Origin of the sequence: Streptomyces auratus (assembly GCF_050433025.1) — a bacterium.
Taxonomy (GTDB): Bacteria; Actinomycetota; Actinomycetes; order Streptomycetales; family Streptomycetaceae; genus Streptomyces; species Streptomyces sioyaensis.
Genome location: NZ_JBNGCB010000003.1, coordinates 768,565 through 785,900, shown reverse-complemented (window position 1 = coordinate 785,900; position 17,336 = coordinate 768,565). Strand labels below are relative to the sequence as shown.

The 17,336-nt window shown below is 67.8% G+C and carries 16 protein-coding genes; 10 read left to right on the top strand and 6 right to left on the bottom strand.

The window, feature by feature from the left end:
* The first annotated feature begins 180 nt into the window (after positions 1 to 180).
* A complete protein-coding gene (locus tag BKA18_RS23130) occupies positions 181 to 1,344 on the top strand; it encodes a hypothetical protein (RefSeq protein WP_366044357.1) in 1,164 nt (387 codons plus the stop codon).
* Positions 1,345 to 1,492: 148 nt separating this feature from the next.
* The gene (msrA, locus tag BKA18_RS23125) at positions 1,493 to 2,167 is read left to right on the top strand and encodes a peptide-methionine (S)-S-oxide reductase MsrA (RefSeq protein ID WP_366044359.1); all 675 of its coding nucleotides are present in this window, start codon (positions 1,493 to 1,495) and stop codon (positions 2,165 to 2,167) included.
* Between the two features lie 9 nt (positions 2,168 to 2,176).
* Here the strand turns inward: msrA and BKA18_RS23120 are convergent, their stop codons facing one another.
* On the bottom strand, positions 2,177 to 2,647 hold the full coding sequence (locus BKA18_RS23120; protein WP_366044527.1) for an NUDIX domain-containing protein: 471 nt from the start codon (positions 2,645 to 2,647) through the stop codon (positions 2,177 to 2,179).
* 3 nt (positions 2,648 to 2,650) lie between these two features.
* Positions 2,651 to 3,394 (bottom strand): XRE family transcriptional regulator, encoded by a 744-nt coding sequence (locus tag BKA18_RS23115; protein ID WP_366044360.1) that lies wholly within the window; start codon positions 3,392 to 3,394, stop codon positions 2,651 to 2,653.
* Between the two features lie 107 nt (positions 3,395 to 3,501).
* Between BKA18_RS23115 and BKA18_RS23110 the strand changes: the two genes are divergently transcribed.
* From BKA18_RS23110 to BKA18_RS23090, 4 genes are all read left to right on the top strand, one after another.
* Positions 3,502 to 3,726, top strand: coding sequence for a DUF2442 domain-containing protein (locus BKA18_RS23110; protein WP_366044361.1), 225 nt, complete (start codon positions 3,502 to 3,504; stop codon positions 3,724 to 3,726).
* Positions 3,723 to 3,875 (top strand): DUF7848 domain-containing protein, encoded by a 153-nt coding sequence (locus tag BKA18_RS23105; protein ID WP_366044362.1) that lies wholly within the window; start codon positions 3,723 to 3,725, stop codon positions 3,873 to 3,875. The genes BKA18_RS23110 and BKA18_RS23105 overlap by 4 nt, the downstream gene beginning before the upstream one ends.
* A 285-nt stretch (positions 3,876 to 4,160) precedes the next feature.
* A complete protein-coding gene (locus tag BKA18_RS23100; protein ID WP_366044363.1) occupies positions 4,161 to 4,457 on the top strand; it encodes a hypothetical protein in 297 nt (98 codons plus the stop codon).
* Positions 4,458 to 6,154: 1,697 nt separating this feature from the next.
* Positions 6,155 to 6,640 carry a hypothetical protein gene (locus tag BKA18_RS23090; RefSeq protein WP_366044365.1) on the top strand — a complete coding sequence of 162 codons (486 nt, stop codon included), beginning with the start codon at positions 6,155 to 6,157 and terminating at the stop codon, positions 6,638 to 6,640.
* Positions 6,641 to 6,829: 189 nt separating this feature from the next.
* Here BKA18_RS23090 and BKA18_RS23085 read toward each other — a convergent pair whose 3' ends face one another.
* The 3 genes from BKA18_RS23085 to BKA18_RS23075 form a co-directional block, all read right to left on the bottom strand.
* Positions 6,830 to 10,705 carry a tetratricopeptide repeat protein gene (locus BKA18_RS23085; RefSeq protein ID WP_366044366.1) on the bottom strand — a complete coding sequence of 1,292 codons (3,876 nt, stop codon included), beginning with the start codon at positions 10,703 to 10,705 and terminating at the stop codon, positions 6,830 to 6,832.
* A gap of 80 nt (positions 10,706 to 10,785) precedes the next feature.
* Positions 10,786 to 11,118 (bottom strand): trypco2 family protein, encoded by a 333-nt coding sequence (locus BKA18_RS23080; RefSeq protein WP_366044367.1) that lies wholly within the window; start codon positions 11,116 to 11,118, stop codon positions 10,786 to 10,788.
* Between the two features lie 734 nt (positions 11,119 to 11,852).
* On the bottom strand, positions 11,853 to 12,626 hold the full coding sequence (locus tag BKA18_RS23075) for a GntR family transcriptional regulator (RefSeq protein ID WP_366044368.1): 774 nt from the start codon (positions 12,624 to 12,626) through the stop codon (positions 11,853 to 11,855).
* A 166-nt stretch (positions 12,627 to 12,792) separates the two neighbouring features.
* Between BKA18_RS23075 and BKA18_RS23070 the strand changes: the two genes are divergently transcribed.
* The 4 genes from BKA18_RS23070 (at position 12,793) to BKA18_RS23055 (ending at position 16,344) form a co-directional block, all read left to right on the top strand.
* Positions 12,793 to 13,155 (top strand): SCO3933 family regulatory protein, encoded by a 363-nt coding sequence (locus BKA18_RS23070; protein ID WP_366044369.1) that lies wholly within the window; start codon positions 12,793 to 12,795, stop codon positions 13,153 to 13,155.
* Positions 13,155 to 14,456 (top strand): FtsK/SpoIIIE domain-containing protein, encoded by a 1,302-nt coding sequence (locus tag BKA18_RS23065; protein ID WP_366044370.1) that lies wholly within the window; start codon positions 13,155 to 13,157, stop codon positions 14,454 to 14,456. Before BKA18_RS23070 ends, BKA18_RS23065 begins: the two co-directional genes overlap by 1 nt.
* Entirely contained in the window at positions 14,453 to 14,647 is a 195-nt protein-coding gene (locus BKA18_RS23060) for a hypothetical protein (RefSeq protein WP_358451002.1), read from the top strand. The genes BKA18_RS23065 and BKA18_RS23060 overlap by 4 nt, the downstream gene beginning before the upstream one ends.
* A 269-nt stretch (positions 14,648 to 14,916) precedes the next feature.
* A complete protein-coding gene (locus BKA18_RS23055) occupies positions 14,917 to 16,344 on the top strand; it encodes a replication initiator (protein WP_366044371.1) in 1,428 nt (475 codons plus the stop codon).
* 207 nt (positions 16,345 to 16,551) lie between these two features.
* Here the strand turns inward: BKA18_RS23055 and BKA18_RS23050 are convergent, their stop codons facing one another.
* On the bottom strand, positions 16,552 to 17,232 hold the full coding sequence (locus BKA18_RS23050; protein ID WP_366044372.1) for a recombinase zinc ribbon domain-containing protein: 681 nt from the start codon (positions 17,230 to 17,232) through the stop codon (positions 16,552 to 16,554).
* Positions 17,233 to 17,336: the final 104 nt, after the last annotated feature.

Sequence of the window (17,336 nt, the reverse complement as noted above, 5' to 3'; positions counted from 1 at the left end):
GACCGCACACCAGTTCCCGCCAGCTCCCGTCCGCCGCCCCCCGCCACCCCGCCCCTTCCGTCCCGCTCCCGGCCCCGCCGTCGCACCGGTGACCGCCCACCGCACAGCGAATCGTCGGCGGTCCGGGCCCGTTGACCAGCACGGCAGCCGTAACAAGAATTTCAGGTACAGGACACCCACATGGACGCTCTGCTGCTTCTCCTCGCCGCGCTCGCGCTCGGCGGCTTCGTCTTCCTGCCCTGGATGCGCCGCCGGCGGGCGGTACAGCACACGCGGCAGGGCATGGTGGTGGCTGCCGACCCGATGGCCGGCTACGGCTTCGTACCGCTGGAGGAGCTCGACGTACGGCTGCCGGGCCCCGATCAGGAGCTGGACGACGCGCTGTCCGAAATGCGCCGGACGCACGACTGGCGCCCGGCGGCCGCCTTGCTCAAGTCCACCGGCGACGACTGGGAACGCCGCTGGCAGCGGGTGCAGACACTGGCCGGCGCCGCAGCCTTCGAGCTGGCCGCACAGGAGGCCAGTGAGCAGCAGCTGCGCGGTACGGCGCCCGGATACGGCGACGGCGGCCGCACCGGCGGGATCTGGCTGCGCACCTGGCGCACGGAGGCGCCCAAGGACCCCGGCGGCGCCCAGACCCACGCCCAGTTCCTCGTCCTCCAGGCGCTGCGCGATCCCGGCTCGCAGGACTTCCGCATGATCCTGGAGGAGGCCCGTACGGTCTGCCGGGAGGCGACCCTGCTGGCGCCGGGCAGCCCCCTCCCGTACATCATCGAGCTCGCCGTCGCCCGCGGCCTGGGCGACCGTCCCGCCGATTACGAGGAGCTGTGGTCCAAGGTCGCCCAGCGCGCCCCGCAGCACATGGGCGCCCACCTCGCCGCCCTCCCCTACTGGTCGCAGAAGTGGCACGGCTCCCGCAAGGAGGCCGAGGCCTTCGCCGAGCGCGCCGCGGCGGGCGCCCCCGCCAAGACCCTCCTCCCGGCCCTCCCCCTCTTCGCGGTCTACGAGCACCTCCCCGAGGCCAACATGGTCCGCAGCCTCTACCAGAGCGCGGTCGTCGAGCGCGCCATCGAGGGCGCCCACTTCGCCCTCCGCGAGGCCCCCGCCGACCACCCCATGGCTCCGCACGTCCGCCATCTGCTCGTCTGGTTCCTGGTACGGGCCGAGCGCTACGCCGAGGCCATGGAACAGCTCCGCCTGGTGGACGGCCATGTCGGCGCCGTCCCCTGGTCGTACGGCCGCAGCCCCGCCGCCGAGTACGCCGCCTACCGCGCCCTGGCCATCGCGGGCTGGGAGAGACTCGGCGGAAGCTCGGCGGACTTCCCGCCGGCGGGACCCCAGTAGCCGCGACCGGCGGGCACCACGCTGCCCCGCCCGCGCCGGAATACCTCCCCCTCCCTACGCGTTCCCGGCAGTGCACCCCGAGTGCCGCTGCCCAGCCCGGCCCAGCCCAGCCCAGCCCAGCCCAGCCCAGCCCCAGGAGCCTGATCCCATGCTCTTCTCCCGCTTCAAGACCCAGCTCCCCACCCCGGAGGAGGCGCTCGAAGGCCGCCCCGAGCGGGCCTTCGCCGTCCCGGACCGGCACACCGTCCTCGGCAACCCGCTGCTGGGCCCGTATCCGGACGGCCTGGAGGTCGCCGACTTCGGCCTGGGGTGCTTCTGGGGCGCCGAGCGGAAGTTCTGGCAGGCCGAGGGCGTCTGGACGACCCTCGTCGGCTACCAGGGCGGCCACACCCCGAACCCCACCTACGAAGAGGTCTGCAGCGGCCACACCGGCCACACCGAGGCCGTCCGCGTCGTCTACGACCCGGCAGTCGTCCCCTACACGTCCCTCCTGAAGCTCTTCTGGGAGTCCCACGACCCCACCCAGGGCTTCCGCCAGGGCAACGACGTCGGCACCCAGTACCGCTCCGCCATCTACACCCACTCCCCCGCCCAACAACAGGCCGCCGAGGCCTCCCGCACCGCCTACCGCACCGCCCTCCACTCCACCGGCCACGGCGACATCACCACCGAAATCCTCCCCGCCGACACCACCCGCCCCTTCTACCCGGCGGAGGGGTACCACCAGCAGTATCTTTCAAGCAGCAAAAACCCGAACGGGTACTGCGGGATCGGCGGGACGGGCGTGAGCTGCCCGGTGGGCGTGGCTCCGGCCGGGGAATGACTCGGGTCATCACCCCAGGTAGGGGCGCTCCCGATGCTCCAGGAAGTGCCGGATACGGACCTGCTGCGTGTGGTGCATCGGGAGATCGCCGATCTCATCGGGGTGGATGAACCGCAGCTCTGTGGACTCGTCCGAGATGGCAAGCTGCCCTCCGACGAGGCGCGCGGTGAAGCACACGTTGAACTGCCGCCGTACCTCTCCGTCCGTGTAAGCGATCACATGACGGGGATCGGTGTATGTTCCCACCAGCCCCGTGATCTCCACATCCAGCCCGGTCTCCTCCTTGACTTCCCGGACCGCGGTGCCGGGAAGGGAGTCGGTCATCTCCATGCCACCTCCGGGCAGGGCCCAGAGGTCGTTGTCTCGGCGCCGCTGGAGCAGGATGCGGCCCTCTTCGTCGGTCACCACTGCTGAAGCGGCAACGACGAGGCTGTTGGGCTCGGGAGCGTCGGGATCGTCGTAGTACTCGGTACGCGACAGGGTTCACTCCTCGGGTACGGGCTTCGCCGTCGTCCAGACCGCGTCGAAGCTCTGGGCATAGGTGTCGAAGATTCCACCATCCCCGTTCCGACGAAGGTGCCACACGGGTGCTCCGTAGGCGTTCACTCCCCAGACATGGGCATTGGCCAGGAGCTGATCGTCCGCCCGGTAGATGGAGTTGTACAGCGTGGTCTCGTGGGTCCGGATCTCGATTCCGGGTACCCCGAGCAGCGGCCGGTAGTGCATGAGGGCTAGCCGGCATCGCGATTCGATGCCGTGGCCGAACCGTTCCTCCTCGCCGCGCTGCCGCACGTTCGCGCTCTCCGCATCGCCCAATGCGATACGTACGGAGCACCCTTCGGCAGCGCGCTCGCGAAGCAGGTCATTCAGGCGGGGAAACCCCTCGTGCAGGAAGACCGCCGCGTAGACGAGTACGTCGATGTTCTCGCGGGCCTCCGCCAGCATGTCCGTGAACGTGGACACGGGAACGTCCGCCCGCTGGTCGTACAACGCGACCAGCTCGGAGCTGACAGCGCGGGCAGAGCGTGCTTGCCTGAGCGCCGGCCAAAGTGCATGCACGTCTTCTCCTAACGTCTCAGCCGCCAGCAGGGCCGTCGCCCGTCGCGGGGTCCGACCCAAGTTGACCCATCGCTCAACGGACTTGGGGTCCACCTGAGCCCTGGCTGCGAGAGTGGCATGGGTCCACCCTCTGGCTGCCATGGCGGCTCGAAGCCTCTCGTTCGGCATCCGCAGTCTCTCCCTGGAAGTTGGGACGTTCTACCTCCTCCGCGACGTCCCAAAATGGGTTTCGGGTGAGGTTCCTACGTCCTGGGCGTCGCCGTGATCCTCCTTGCATGAGCGACAAGAAAGCCCTTGCGGTGGGCACTTTGACGCTGGACACCAGGAGCGGCCGGGTCGGCCGGGTCACGGACTTCAAGTGGTCGCAGGTACAACTGCGTCCGCCCCACGGCGGTATCGAATGGGACGCACGACCGGAGGACCTACGCCCGCTCGGTTCCTGTGACGATCTGAGTTCACGGGTGGCAGAGCTCAACGCTCACAGCAGGAGCGGGCTGTGACCAGGTCCGTCTTCCGCTATCTCAGATGGACGATGGGACCGGAGACCGCTCCGGAAGCCCCCAAGATGGTGCACGAGCTGGAGTGCATGTCCTGCGACGCCGCAGCAGACCCCTCGGAAGAATTCGAGACAGCACGCGACGGCGCATGACGCCAACGGACGGTGAGTGCCTGTGAGACAGCGATTATTCAGCGTTCTGATCGTGGCCTTCTGGGCGGCGATAGTCGTGCCGCTTGCCGTCATCAGCAGCTCTGGCAACGGCTGACCCAAGACACGTGAGACCGGACCACCCCTCGCCTGGACAGCATCCGGGGTGGTCCGGTCCGGAGCCCTCGCGGACCCCGGTGCCGATGGTACTGGGGCCGCTGTCATGCCCGTTGACCGACGGGTGGACATCCCCAGGTAATCAACTACTGCTCCTGGGAGTGACGTTCTGTGCAGCACGATCCGATGGACCCGAACTTCGACGACGAGGCTCTGGAACCGGACGGCTGGATGTGGGTACGCGGAGTGGACTACGTGGCCGGCTGGCGGAGCGCGGTGGACGCTGCAACGGAACTGAAGGGCGCGATGGATGAGGCCGGCATCGACACGACCCACGTCATGTCGACGGCATCGACAACAACGGATGGTTCGGGGGTACTCCGGCTGTCGCTGCCCGTGCAGGCTGCGCTAGCTCTGGCCAATGCAGCGCGAGAAGAAGCGCTCAGGTGGCGAAAGGCTGACGCGTAGGATTCGCGAAGCTGCTGATGCGGCTGTGCGCCGCCTTCACGATCGCTGCTTTGTAAGCCTGGGGGTGATCTCCACGGTGGATCTGCAGGTCAGTAGGTGGGCGGCTGGCCCCGGCCTCTCCAGGACTTCGTGCACCGGTAACCGCCCTAACTGACCGTGGCTACCCCTCCGTTCTGGCACGCCATGGCTCGCCGCCCGTCTGGACATCAGCCGACGACAGTCAGCCACGACGGTGGGTGCGCCGACCGATCAGGCACGCGTATGCCTCGCGATGCCGGCTCCTGCCTCAGCCACTCTGCCCATTTATAGGCCCCGAAGCGGGGTGGCTCGAACGGTGGCCGACCACCGCCTTATGAGCGCGGCTACGTAGGCCGCAGGGCGCTCTGGCGGCGGATGTTTCCACCTCCGTGTCGACCTAGCGGTCATAGAGGTGCGTGAAAGCTCGCCCGGCCTCCCTGTCGTCCGCCGGGCGCTCGCCCTCCCACACAGCCAAGTCGTAGCTCACGCCCGGAGGCTCGCATGCCGGCACCAATGAACGATCTCTCAGCCGGGGCCATCAGATTCGGAAGCTGCGGTCATTTGTCGCCGGATTCGCGACTGACCTGGTCGGACGGCGACGTGGCGGCCTCGTGGGGCGGTGCCACTTTCACCGTGATTCCTCGCTGTGCCCCGCCCGATCTGGTGCGGTTGTGGTGCGGCGTGGGGCGGAAGGCTCGGGTGCTTTGGCTCGTTGTGGCACGTGGTCGCCCGGCCTGCCCAGATCACGGCTCGGCAATACATCCACGGATCGATCACATGCGTGCCATGATTTGTTCACTCGTCAACGAGTTAGGGGGACGTCATGGCTAGGCGCAGAAGCGTGAGCACGTCGATCAACCTGGGTGGTGGTGTGCGGGTCCGGCTCGGCACCAAGTCGTCGAGCATCAGCATGGGCGGCAAGAACGGCCGAGTGACCTTGAACAGCAAGGGCCGGAGAACGACGACTCTTCGGGCCGGCGGGGTCTCTGTAACGTCATCGAGCACCCCCGCCAAGCCGAAGCAAAAGCAGGCCGCAGCAGTACTTCGCCCCGCGGCAGTAGCAACTCGTACGGCGAAACTTGGCCCCTTGGTGGCTCCGCGGCGGTCTATCGCGAACGGTTGGGTGGCGTGCGATGGGAGAGCTGTCGTCGTGCACCGAGCAGGGCTGGACGACGTTCGGATCCCCGTCGTTCAGATCACGCAGGCGTGGCTAGAGGGTAAGAACCTTGCCCTCATGGCACGGGGCCATGACCCGCTTTACCTGCGATTGACGACACTCCTCACTTCGTGGGACCTGCGCTTTGTCAACACTGTGGCCGAGGCAGCTGGCTTGAGCCCGAGCTAAAGTCCCGGCTGCCTCTAGTGGCTCGCACACCTCGACCCCCGCATTAGGAGTTCGGTCCGGGTGCTGTAACAGCCTCTACTTCAGGGACCGGTACGGTCGCTCAGTATCGCGCAGCACCGTCGCTATTCGCCGACGTTGATATCAGCCGTAGATGTCGGTGACCGTCACGGACTGGCTCGATAGCGCCGACCCAGACGCGGTTCCCAGGGACTGCCATCCACCCCGAGCCGTGCGGCAAGTACGTCGTCGACAGTAACAAGACTCAAGCCAGTGGCGCTGCGTGCCGATATCTCGTCGGGAAACTTCAAGGACCGAGAGGCGAGAGGGGAGAACCATGATGAACGACGAAGATTCATTCGAAGCGCACATGGTCTGGCTTGAGAATGACCTGAGTCTGATCCTTGAACGTCTCAGGCAGGCCCCTGCAATGGAATCGAGTGAGGAAACAAGCGCAGAGCGCGATGTTCTGAATCGGGTGGAGGCATCAAAGCGCGACATCGTGACATCGATTCGCGAATTGCGGAGGTCGACAGAGGGGCCAGAGAGAGAAAGGCTAGCAGCACAGGCCCTTTCCGCGGTCGGCATGCTGGAGGCTGACGTGGCATCACTCGAAACGCACGATCCCGATCCCAATACTGGGCGACTCGTCGCAGGATTCCACCAGTACATCAAGCCGCTAATCGCAGCTGCGTCTCGACGATTGTGGCATTTGATCTGCAAATACTTGCCCCTCAAGGAATGGAAGGTCGAAGGCGAGGTAAGTGGAGGTATTCCAGCTCTGGCATTGGGGAAGGTCTCGCTGGGGCTGACGTTTGGGTAAGCTTTTGCGGTATTGGCGAAAGCCCAAGTCAGGACCTCCCTCTGATCCGTATCTCTACAGGCATCGGTCATTGGAGGCCATTCGGGCTACCGGGAGCGTCGTGAGGGGCAATGTGGGGCGCCAACAGTCGCTGAGATTGCTGTACTGCGGTGCTGTACAGCAACACAGAGAGCCCACGCTATCTCGTGATCAGGTGTTCTGCCTTAAGAGGTGACGCTGCTGGACGGCTGCCTGCAAGTCGTCCGCGAATAGGTCGGGTCGTTGGTCGGCCAGGGCTTCGCGGATCTCGACGGCGCGGTTGATCGCGGCCAGGGCCTCCTCCCGCCGACCCAGAGCCGCCAAGCAGTTGGACTGGTTGCTCAGCGAGCCGGCGAGGTCGGGGAGGAAGGCGTCGGGTCGTTGGTCGGCCAGGGCTTCGCGGATCTCGACGGCGCGGTTGATCGCGGTCAGGGCCTCCTCCCGTTGCCCTAGATCCGCCAGGCAGTTGGACTGGTTGCTCAGCGAGCCGGCGAGGTCAGGGAGGAAGGCGCCGGGCCGTTGACCGGCCAAGCCCTGGTACGTGCCGACGGCGCGGTTGATCGCGGCCAGGGCCTCCTCCCGCCGACCCAGAGCCGCCAAGCAGTTGGACTGGTTGCTCAGCGAGCCGGCGAGGTTGGGGAGGAAGGCGTCGGGTCGTTGGTCGGCCAGGGCTTCGCGGATCTCGACGGCGCGGTTGATCGCGGCCAGGGCCTCCTCCCGTTGCCCTAGATCCGCCAGGCAGTTGGACTGGTTGCTCAGCGAGCTCGCGAGGTCAGGGAGGAAGGTGCCGGGCCGTTGACCGGCCAGGGCTTCGTCGATCTCGACGGCACGGTTGATCGCGGCCAGGGCCTCCTCCCGCCGACCCAGAGCCGCCAAGCGGACGGACTGGTTGTTCAGCGAGCTCGCGAGGTCGGGGAGGAAGGCGTCGGGTCGTTGGTCGGCCAGGGCTTCGCGGATCTCGACGGCACGGTTGATCGCGGCCAGGGCCTCCTCCCGCCGACCCAGAGCCGCCAAGCGACCGGACTGGTTGTTCAGCGAGCCGGCGAGGTCAGGGAGGAAGGCGTCGGGTCGTTGGTCGGCCAGGGCTTCGCGGATCTCGACGGCGCGGTTGATCGCGGCCAGGGCCTCCTCCCGCCGACCCAGAGCCGCCAAGCGGACGGACTGGTTGCTCAGTGCCGCGGCGAGGTCGGGGAGGAAGGCGTCGGGTCGTTGGTCGGCCAGGGCTTCGCGGATCTCGACGGCGCGGTTGATCGCGGTCAGGGCCTCCTCCTGCCGACCCAGAGCCGCCAAGCGGTTGGACTGGTTGTTCAGTGAGCCGGCGAGGTTGGGGAGGAAGGCGTCGGGCCGTTGGTCGGCCAGGGCTTCGCGGATCTCGACGGCGCGGTTGATCGCGGCCAGGGCCTCCTCCCGCCGACCCAGAGCCGCCAAGCAGTTGGACTGGTTGTTCAGCGAGCCGGCGAGGTTGGGGAGGAAGGCATCGGGCCGTTGGTTGGCCAGGGCTTCGCGGATCTCGACGGCGCGGTTGATCGCGGCCAGGGCCTCCTCCCGCCGACCCAGAGCCGCCAAGCGGTTGGACTGGTTGCTCAGTGCCGTGGCGAGGTTGGGGAGGAAGGCATCGGGCCGTTGGTCGGCCAGGGCTTCGCGGATCTCGACGGCGCGGTTGATCGCGGCCAGGGCCTCCTCCCGCCGACCCAGAGCCGCCAAGCAGTTGGACTGGTTGCTCAGTGCCGTGGCGAGATAGGGGAGGAAGGCATCGGGCCGTTGACCGGCCAAGCCCTGGTACGTGCCGACGGCGCGGTTGATCGCGGCCAGGGCCTCCTCCCGCCGACCCAGAGCCGCCAAGCAGTTGGACTGGTTGTTCAGCGAGCGGGCGAGGCTGGGAGGGTCGGGGGCAGGTGTGTCGTGATGCTCGACCAGGGCTGTGCTCAGGACGGCGGCCCATTCGCTGAGGGCAAGGGTGGAATGCGGTAGCCGGTCGCTGAGCTGGTGCATGAGGTCGATGTCGTGAGTGGTGTCGGTCAGGTGCGTCAGTGCGGTGATCAGCGGGGCGGGGTGGGGTGTGAGGGTTGCTGTGGTCAGGGCTGCCGGTCCCAGCCGGTTCGGGGCTGTGGTGATGGCGTCCTGGAGGATGCTGCTGACGGTTTCGTGGTGGTGGGCGTGCTGGGCGGTGCGTGCCAGGACGGTCAGGGCCTGGGCGGCGTCTTCCTCGGGCAGGGTCGCCAAGATGCGGGTGAAGAGGGCGGGTTCGCGGCGGGCCTCGGTGCCGACGTGGTACTCGGCGATTCGGTCGGGCTGGAGACTTCCCCAGAGCGAACCGGCCGGCGTGGGGTAGAGGTCACTGAGCCAGGTGGCCAGGGCGCCCCGGACCGCAGCGGCACTCTCGTCGGCCAGGCCAGGAAGCTGGGCCAGGAGGGCACGGGCGTGGTCACGGTCGGTGGCGGGGGTGAGGCAAGCCAGGGCGACGGCGAGTGCCCGGGTCTCACTGCCGCTGCGATCCCCGGACAAGCCCCGCTCGGGCCTGGCGGCAGTCTCGTCCCAGTACTTCTGCTCATGCCCCAGAAGCCGGCCTTCCAGCGTGGTGGCTTGCTGAGTGGTGGGCTGGGGGAGGCCGGTGACGTCCAGCAGTGCGAGCAGAGCGGCCATCTGCACCGACAGAGGCGTGTCGAACTCGGCCCGCCCCAAGGCAGGCAGAGCGCCCGGAGTGGTGAGTGCGGGGACAAGGGCCGTCCAGCCGGTGCCGGGTGCCATGCGGCACAGCCGGGTGGCGAAGTCGCCCAGAGCCTGCTGGTAGGCGGTGGTGCGGTCGTGGGGGGTGTGGTGCAGGGCAGGGATGGGTGTGACGGTCGCGGCGGCCAGGGCCTGGCTGTGCGGATGTGCGGTAGCCCGGGTCCACCAGTCGCCCGCGGCGCGGGCCAGGGCCAGGATGCGCACGGGGGCGTGAGCCTGGTCGTGGTCGACGGCATCGAGCAGGACATGGAGCTGGGGGATGCGTGTTTCGGCGTAGTCGGCGACGATCAGCAGCGGCCGACGTACCTGGGTCAGGGCGTCCAGGGGTGTGCTGGTGTCGGTGGTCAGCCGGATTGCGGTCCAGCCACGTCCGGTCATACGGGTGCAGAGTTCGGTGGCGAGCCGGGTCTTGCCCGCACCGCCGCCACCGGTCAGCAGCCGCGCCTGTACCGGGCCCCCGTCCCACAGCCAGGTGCCGGACGTCGTCTCGCTACCAGAACCGGGCTGGGCCTGCTCCGATGCATCCTGGCACCAGTGGGCCAGGTCCTCCAGCAGTTCCTTGCGTCCCATGAAGGAGACAACGGCTTGTTCGGGGCGCAGCAGGTCGGCCGGTGAGCGGGGCGGGCGGGGGTGTGCGGTGCGGTCGGTGACGTGTTGCAGGTCGGCCGGCTCCAGCAGCAGCGCCCGCCCGGTGTGCTCCTCGATCAGAGATTGGAACACCGGATCGGAGGCCAGCACGTAGGCGGGCACCGCCTCCAGTCGGGTGTGGTTCAGACCGGGCGGGTCTCCGGCCACCACCCCGGTCAGCAGCGGCGGCATCCCCGGTGTGCTGCCACACCACAGGGCGGCCCCAGACATCCCGCTCCAGGGCGAGAGGCCATCAGCGCGGGTTTCGGCACCCGCATCCCCTGCAAGGATGTACCGGTCACGGTCCCGGCCGCTCTCGGGCAGCACCCGCCCGTCGCGGTGCACCCGCGTCACCGCGTCCGCGCCGGCCTGGCCCACGACCGGGTAGCCAATCGCCTGGGCCGGGCACGCCTGCATGGTCACCAACCGGCCCCACCGCACCGGCGGCAACGCCCTTTCCGAGAGGGGTTCTCCGGCCAGCAGCAGTGCCGCGTCCCAGCCCTGCGAGCCCTCCTCCAACCGGTCCCACACCACCCGGCACACCACACGCCCCTGTCGGCCGGGCAACAGCACCGACACCTGGTCACGGACCTTGAGCACGTGCGCCGCGGTCAGCACCAGCCGCTCACTCAGTACATAACCCGACCCCTCGGCGCTCCCGGAGCGCACCACCACCACCCGAGACCCGTCCACCCCGGCCCCCTTCGCCCGTACTTAATGGCCATGGGCGCATCCAGCGCGTGCGCCCGCACCGCGCGAGGCACCGTTCTGGGTCACTCGCCGAAGCGAGACCCGAGCATGTCACCCGCCGCGTCCGGCCGTTCAGTATTCACGTGATACGAGCCGTTCGTTGCCGTGTCCTTCGGCGTCAGCACCAACTTCACCCGGTGCACCGACGCCTTCGACACCGACGCCTCCGCATCCGCCGACACCACCCACGCCTTCACCCCCGCCTTGCCCTTGCCCTCCCTGCGCATCTCCACCGAGAACTCCAGCTCCACCGGCCCCACTTCGAACCGCGGACCGGCACCACCACCGGCCGCCGCAGCCATCAGCTCCGCCCGCAGATGTGCAACAGCCTCCGCAATCCCGATCTCCTCAGCCACCCGAATTCCTCTCTAAACTCACGACACCGCGTGCGCGTAGCGGCGCATCACCACAGACGACAGACCCCACCCGGCCAGTTCCTCGCCCACACCAGCAATGGGCAACGGACCGTGGTTGACCGCTCCGCACCTTTCGTTGAGAGGGAGTTGATCATTCGATATTCGATTTGCGGAGTGATGACGTCGGCTGAATCCATAAGCCAGCAGGCCAGTGGTGACGATGTATTCCTGATTACTGCTGTCGGGACCAGCTCCCAGACCGCTTCTTGCTCACCTCAACCACTACTCGCCCCAGCTCCCATCCCGTCCGCCGTCGACCCACACACCGTGGAGCGGGCGTGGTTCAGGGCGTCAAGGTGGAGCGCGCCACTGTACGAACGACCTTGACGCCCTGGGCCGCGGCTGCTCGGCTCTGCCTGGGTCGGCGGTGGGCGGGAAGGGAGCTCCCCACGCACGCCCCCAACGGACTCGCAGTCGGCGACGGCGCCCCCTCCATCCCGGTGCCAGCCGGTCCCCCGCCGGAGGCGCCGTTCTGACCTTGACCAGCCTGCGTGCGGTACTCGACTCATAGTTCCCGGCTCGTCCACCGATGCGCGGTGCGGGCGCCGGCCGGGCTGGAGCGGGGCGGAGACAGGAGCGCAGGCCCGGCCGGGGGCCGGGCCGCGCGCGGCGAGCGCGAGCGAGCCGCCTTGAGTAAGTAAAGACAGTTTTCGACAGTTGGCCGGAGCGGGGGCTCAGACGACGCGGAGTGCGCGGGGACTGTCGGCAGTGATGCGGTAGGCGAGTTGGGTGCGGTCGGCGCCGGCGCGGAGTTCTTCGAGGATCAGCGGGCGTTGGTCGGTGCCGAGGGTGACGCGGGTGGCGTGGACGATCGGGGTCGCGTCGGGGATTTGCAGTGTGGCGCGCTCGTCGGGCAGGGGCATGCGGGCGCTGACGGTCTCGTCCCAGGTGAGCTTGTGGCCTGCTCCGGTGAGGATGGCGTAGATCTGCTCCAGCTCTGTGTCCGGGGCTTCGCCGAGCTGTTCGGCCTCGTTGGTCGCGGTGGCGAACGGGATGAGCACGCGGTGCAGAGCGCGGGTCTCGGCGTGGGGGTCGGACAGCAGCCGGTCGACGGCGAACAGAGCCTCGCCCTCGTCGAGTCCGAGCAGCGGGCCGGTGGTTGCCGTGGTCGTGGTGCGGTAGACGGTCGGCGCCTCGACTTCGTGCCACGCCTGGTGGCCGGTGCGGAAAGTCTTGCCGCTGCGGGTGATGGTCCGCTCGATGGTGACCGCGGGGGCGGGGACGGCTCGTACGTAGCTGCCCTTGCCGTGGATGACCTCGATCAGCCCTTCCGCGCGCAGTGCGGCGATGGCCTTGCGCACGGTCGGGCGGCTGACCTGGTAGCGGTCGATGAGCTGGGATTCGGAGGGGAGCGGGGCTCCGGGCTTGTACTCGCCTGCGGTGATGCCGCTGCGGATCTCGGCGGCAACCTGCTGGTACAGCGCGCCGGGACGCTGGATCTCTCCCATGCCGGGCTCTCCTCATCACCTGTGTGTGCGGTCCTGACGTGAGATGACGTCACTCGTAAGCATAAGTGCTTGCCTTCTTTGGTCAACCCATGTCACTCTCAACTCGTAAGCACGAGTGACGTCATGTGATGTCTTGGCGTCGGAGTGGCCAAGGAGGCCCCCACCCATGCAGTCCATCCCTGTGGACACCTCCCGGCTGGGCGTACTGCGGTGCGCGGTCGGGCCTGAACCGAAGATCGCGGATTTCGAAACCAAGGAGGTCAAGAAGGACCGGGACGGCAACACCATCTACTCCGTCGCTGTGACGGTCCGCCAGGAAGGGCGTCGGGTCTCGGTGATCGAGATCGCTGTCACCGGAGAGCCCAAAGGCATCGTCGAGGGGGCGGAGGTCCGCGTGACCGGCCTGGATGCCTTCGCCTGGGGGATGGGCGACCGGCACGGGATCAGCTTCCGCGCCGCAGCCATCACCCCCGTACCGCCCGCCGGCACGCCGGCCGCAGCGTCCAATGGGAAGGCGGGTGGTGCCTGATGAGGCCGACACTGCTCGCGTTCGCCCTCGCGTTACTGGCGTGGCTCCTGGTCATCGGCAAGGAGCTGCGGCAGCGCCGGCCGGAGTGGCACTGGTACCTCACGGGCTACCCGCGCACTGCTCTGCGCGTGGTGTTCACCTGGTCCAAAGTGGCCTACCTCAACGGCCTCACCGTCTCCCGCAAGCCCACGCGTCGCGTTCTGGGGGATCTGGCGGTCAAGGGCGATCCGCTGCGCCCCCGTGCCCCGCGGATCTCGTTCCCCCGCTCCACCCCGAACGGTCTGGAGCTCCTGGTGCGCTTACGTGCCGGGCAGACCCCAACCCCGTTCCTGGCAGCGGCCGATGCCCTCGCGCACGCCTGGCGCATGCACGCCGTACGCGTCATCTCACCGGAGCGCGGCGCCGTACTGATCACCGCCACCGCCAGCGACCCACTGGAGCACCCCGGCAGCCCTACTGGGCCGGAGCCCGCAGCGCTTCTGTCAGCGGTGGCCGGTGCGCTGGAGACAGGCCGTGCGTGGGTGATGGACTTTCGGCGGGTGCCGCACTGGCTCATCGTCGGGGCCACCCAGTCCGGCAAGTCGACGCTCATCGCACGGCTGATCACCCAACTCGCCCCGCAACCGGTCGCCCTGGTCGGCATCGACTGCAAGGGCGGCATGGAACTCGGCCTGGTCGCCCAACGGCTCTCCGCCCTGGCCACCTGCCGTGTGGAAGCCGTCATCGTCCTGGGCGCGCTGGTCACCGACATGCAGGACCGCATGCGGCTGTGCCGTGCGGCGAGCGCCCGGTCAATCTGGGACCTGGCGGAGAAGGAGCGGCCGGTGCCGGTGGTCGTGATCGTCGATGAGCTGGCCGAGCTCTACCTGACCAACGGCGGCAAAGAACAGCGGGCGGAAGCTGAGCAGTGCTCGACCTACCTCCTGCGGTTGGCTCAGCTCGGTGCGGCCCTCGGCGTCCACCTGGTCGTGGCCGGCCAACGCGTCGGCTCCGACCTCGGGCCCGGAGTCACTGCCCTGCGTGCCCAGCTGAGCGGCCGGATCTGCCATCGCGTCAACGACCCGGGAACGGCGGAGATGACGCTCGGCGACCTCAACAAGGACGCCGTGGCGGTCGCCCAGTCGATCGGAGAGGCAGAACAGGGCGTCGCGGTGACCGTCGGCGACATGGGCGCCTGGATGCGCAGCCGGTCCCGACTCACCACGTCCGCTGAAGTGCAAGCGGCCGCAGCAGAGTTCGCCGACATGACGCCGGACCTCCCGTGTCTGGCGAGTGCAGCGGAAGGCGGTGCGGGCGCATGAGCGAATCGGCAGCTCTTCCGCTGTTGCTGGTCTTCGGACTGGCCACCGTGCTCCTCATCCGCTCCCGCGAGGTGCGGTGGTGGGAAGCCGCACTGATCGCCCTGTTCGGCATGTACCTCGGCCAGACGCCATTCATCTTCGCCGCGAACGGCCTCGTGCACTGGCTCCTGACCGGCGTCAGCCACACCTAGAGACCAGGGAGGACCTCACCGTGCCCATGCGTCGAGTCCGCTGCCCCATCTGCAAGGGCGAGCGCTCCGCCAAGACCCGCACCGGCCACAGGCGACGCTGCCGCTGCTGCCGCGGCACCGGCACCATCCGCTAAACCACACACCAACCCACCGGGAGTGATCGCCATGGACGCATCCGACCCAACCCCATCCATCCATGCCGCTACGGCGGCCCACCCCGGGAGGTCCCCACCATCACCGCCCAGAACCCCTCGGCTGACAGACGCGCCGTGCTCGACCGCTCGGCGCGCCTGCGTCAGCTCTCCGAAGTCGACCAAGACCTGATCCACCTCGTCCAAGACCCCCGGTTCGGACGCTGGCTGGAGCAACTAACAGCTACAGGCGGCTGCGCCCACCCGATCCACCTCACTGGCTCCACCACCACCCGCGATGCTGTAACCGGCGAGGTCCTGCACCGCTACGACACCCGCGACGAACCTGGCGAACGGCTCATGATCCGCTGCCGCAATCGGCGCCAAACTGTCTGCGCTCCCTGCTCCCGCCTCCATGCCGGCGACACCTTCCACCTCGTGCGAGCCGGACTCGTCGGCGGCAAGACCATCACCTCTGATGTGCGCGCCCGGCCCCGGCTGTTCATCACGCTCACGGCGCCCGGCTTTGGCCCCGTCCATCACGCCACCACGGACCGTCGACGATGCCGACCGCGCCGGGACGCCGGCCAGTGTGAGCACGGCCGATCCCTCGGCTGTCCGGCCATCCACGACCTGGCTGACCCGCTCAACGGGCAACCACTGTGCCCCGACTGCTACGACTACCCGGCGCACGTCCTGTGGCACGCGAACGCCGGACGACTGTGGAAGGCATTCACCGACAACCTCTACAACCACCTCGCCGCCTACACCGGCCGCACCCGCACCGGTCTGCGCCGCAGCCTTCGTATCTCCTACGCCAAAGTCGCCGAGTACCAGAAGCGTGCAGCCGTTCACGTCCACGCGGTGGTACGCCTCGACGGCGCACACGGAACGGATGCCCCTCCCCCGGCCTGGGCGACGGCGGACGTGCTCTCGTCCGTGGTCCGCACCGCTGCGGCGGCCGTACGCCTACGCACCCCCTACAGCTCGGCTGTAGGAGAACACGAGCTGCGCTGGGGCACCCAACTCGACGCCCGGCCGCTCCGCGCCTTCGGCGACCGCGAGGGCCTGGCCGACGAAGCAGTTGCTGCCTACGTCGCCAAGTACGTCACCAAAGGAGCCACGGACACAGCCGCCGGCCTCGATTACCGGATCGCTAGTCCAGACGACATCGCAGCAGCCCCCGTGTCGGTACACGTACGCACCCTCATACGGGCCTGCTGGCACCTGGGCGGCCTGCCCGAACTCGAACCGCTACGGCTGCGCGCTTGGGCTCACACGCTCGGCTACCGCGGCCACATCCTCACCAAGTCCCGTGCGTACTCCACCACGTACACCGCTCTGCGGGCAGAGAGAGCCGACCACGAACGTGGCGGAACTCAACTCGACGACACGGACGCGATCACGGAAGCCCATTGGCGATACGTCGGCTCCGGTCACACACCCGGCGCCGCGCTACTCGCCGCAGGAGTCGCCGAAGACCTCTCCCGGAACCGAGAAATAGCAAGGGAAGAAACAGAGCGCGAATTGCACGAGCGACGGGGAGGCCTGACGTGCCCTGTCTAAGCGCTCGCGAGTGGGGAAGAAGGCAAGCGGCCAATGCTCCCGCGTGGAGTGAGGAACGGTGGCATCGCATTTCCAGAATCCTCGGAGTTGATCTCTTGGAGGGTGAACGAAGAGAGCATCGGTCAAGAGGGAACCACGACCCAGAAAAGTCTCCGTGAACACACGAAGAGGGGCGCAACCATCGCGCCCCTCTTCGCCGTATCAACCCTAGCTTTCAGTCCACTTGGGGACGAGAAGGTCAGGGTTGAACGGGCGTCTGCCTCCTCCGCCGACTGGAAGAACGATCACGGCATGCAGGGCCTCTCGGACGAGAGCACGCTTCTGTGCCATGTCCAGCTTTCCCGAGTACCACTGCTCTCGGATGTTCTCCGTGACCGCTGAAGCGCGCTGAACCTGCAAGGCATGCTGAGTGCGCTCCTTGCGGAGCTCCTTGATACGAGATTCCATCTTGTGGTTCTCAGGAAAGAAGAGCTCGTCCGAGACCTGGTCCTCCTGCCAGGCCTGCAACATCTTCCGCTGCTTGACCATCAGGCGATCGAGCTCTTCCTGCCCGGTCCACTCAGAGCTCACTTGGCTCTTGGCTGCGGTGCGTTCCTCCAGCTTCGCGAGGACCGCTTCCGTAACGTACTCGTCGACCTTGGCGCCGTTCCGTGCGCTGCCACCGCAGCCCCCCATGGATCTGCTCTGGCACTGGTAGACATATCCGCCTGACAGGTCCAGCCTGGTGCTCACCCGCAAAGGAGCGTTACAGATCTGTCCGTCATCCTTGGGCTTCCCGCACCGAAGAATTCCGGTCAAGAGGTGCGAAGGAGTGCGGTAGTCCGTGACCGTACCGTCCGCTTTGATGTTGGGACCGATCCGCGCGGAAAAGAGGGCGTCGATAGCCATCCATTCCTTCGGCGTGATGATTGTTTCCCATTTGCCTACGACGGGGACACCGTTAGCGTCTCGCACCAACTCCCCGTTGTGCTTGCGCCAGCCACACAGACGAG

Bases quoted from the DNA above. Each gene is read 5' to 3' on its own strand.
- BKA18_RS23130 (WP_366044357.1), top strand. From the start codon at position 181: ATGGACGCTCTGCTGCTTCTCCTCGCCGCGCTCGCGCTCGGCGGCTTC.
- msrA (WP_366044359.1), top strand. From the start codon at position 1,493: ATGCTCTTCTCCCGCTTCAAGACCCAGCTCCCCACCCCGGAGGAGGCG.
- BKA18_RS23115 (WP_366044360.1), bottom strand. From the start codon at position 3,394: ATGCCGAACGAGAGGCTTCGAGCCGCCATGGCAGCCAGAGGGTGGACC.
- BKA18_RS23110 (WP_366044361.1), top strand. From the start codon at position 3,502: ATGAGCGACAAGAAAGCCCTTGCGGTGGGCACTTTGACGCTGGACACC.
- BKA18_RS23090 (WP_366044365.1), top strand. From the start codon at position 6,155: ATGATGAACGACGAAGATTCATTCGAAGCGCACATGGTCTGGCTTGAG.
- BKA18_RS23075 (WP_366044368.1), bottom strand. From the start codon at position 12,626: ATGGGAGAGATCCAGCGTCCCGGCGCGCTGTACCAGCAGGTTGCCGCC.
- BKA18_RS23070 (WP_366044369.1), top strand. From the start codon at position 12,793: ATGCAGTCCATCCCTGTGGACACCTCCCGGCTGGGCGTACTGCGGTGC.
- BKA18_RS23065 (WP_366044370.1), top strand. From the start codon at position 13,155: ATGAGGCCGACACTGCTCGCGTTCGCCCTCGCGTTACTGGCGTGGCTC.
- BKA18_RS23060 (WP_358451002.1), top strand. From the start codon at position 14,453: ATGAGCGAATCGGCAGCTCTTCCGCTGTTGCTGGTCTTCGGACTGGCC.
- BKA18_RS23050 (WP_366044372.1), bottom strand. From the start codon at position 17,232: ATGGCTATCGACGCCCTCTTTTCCGCGCGGATCGGTCCCAACATCAAA.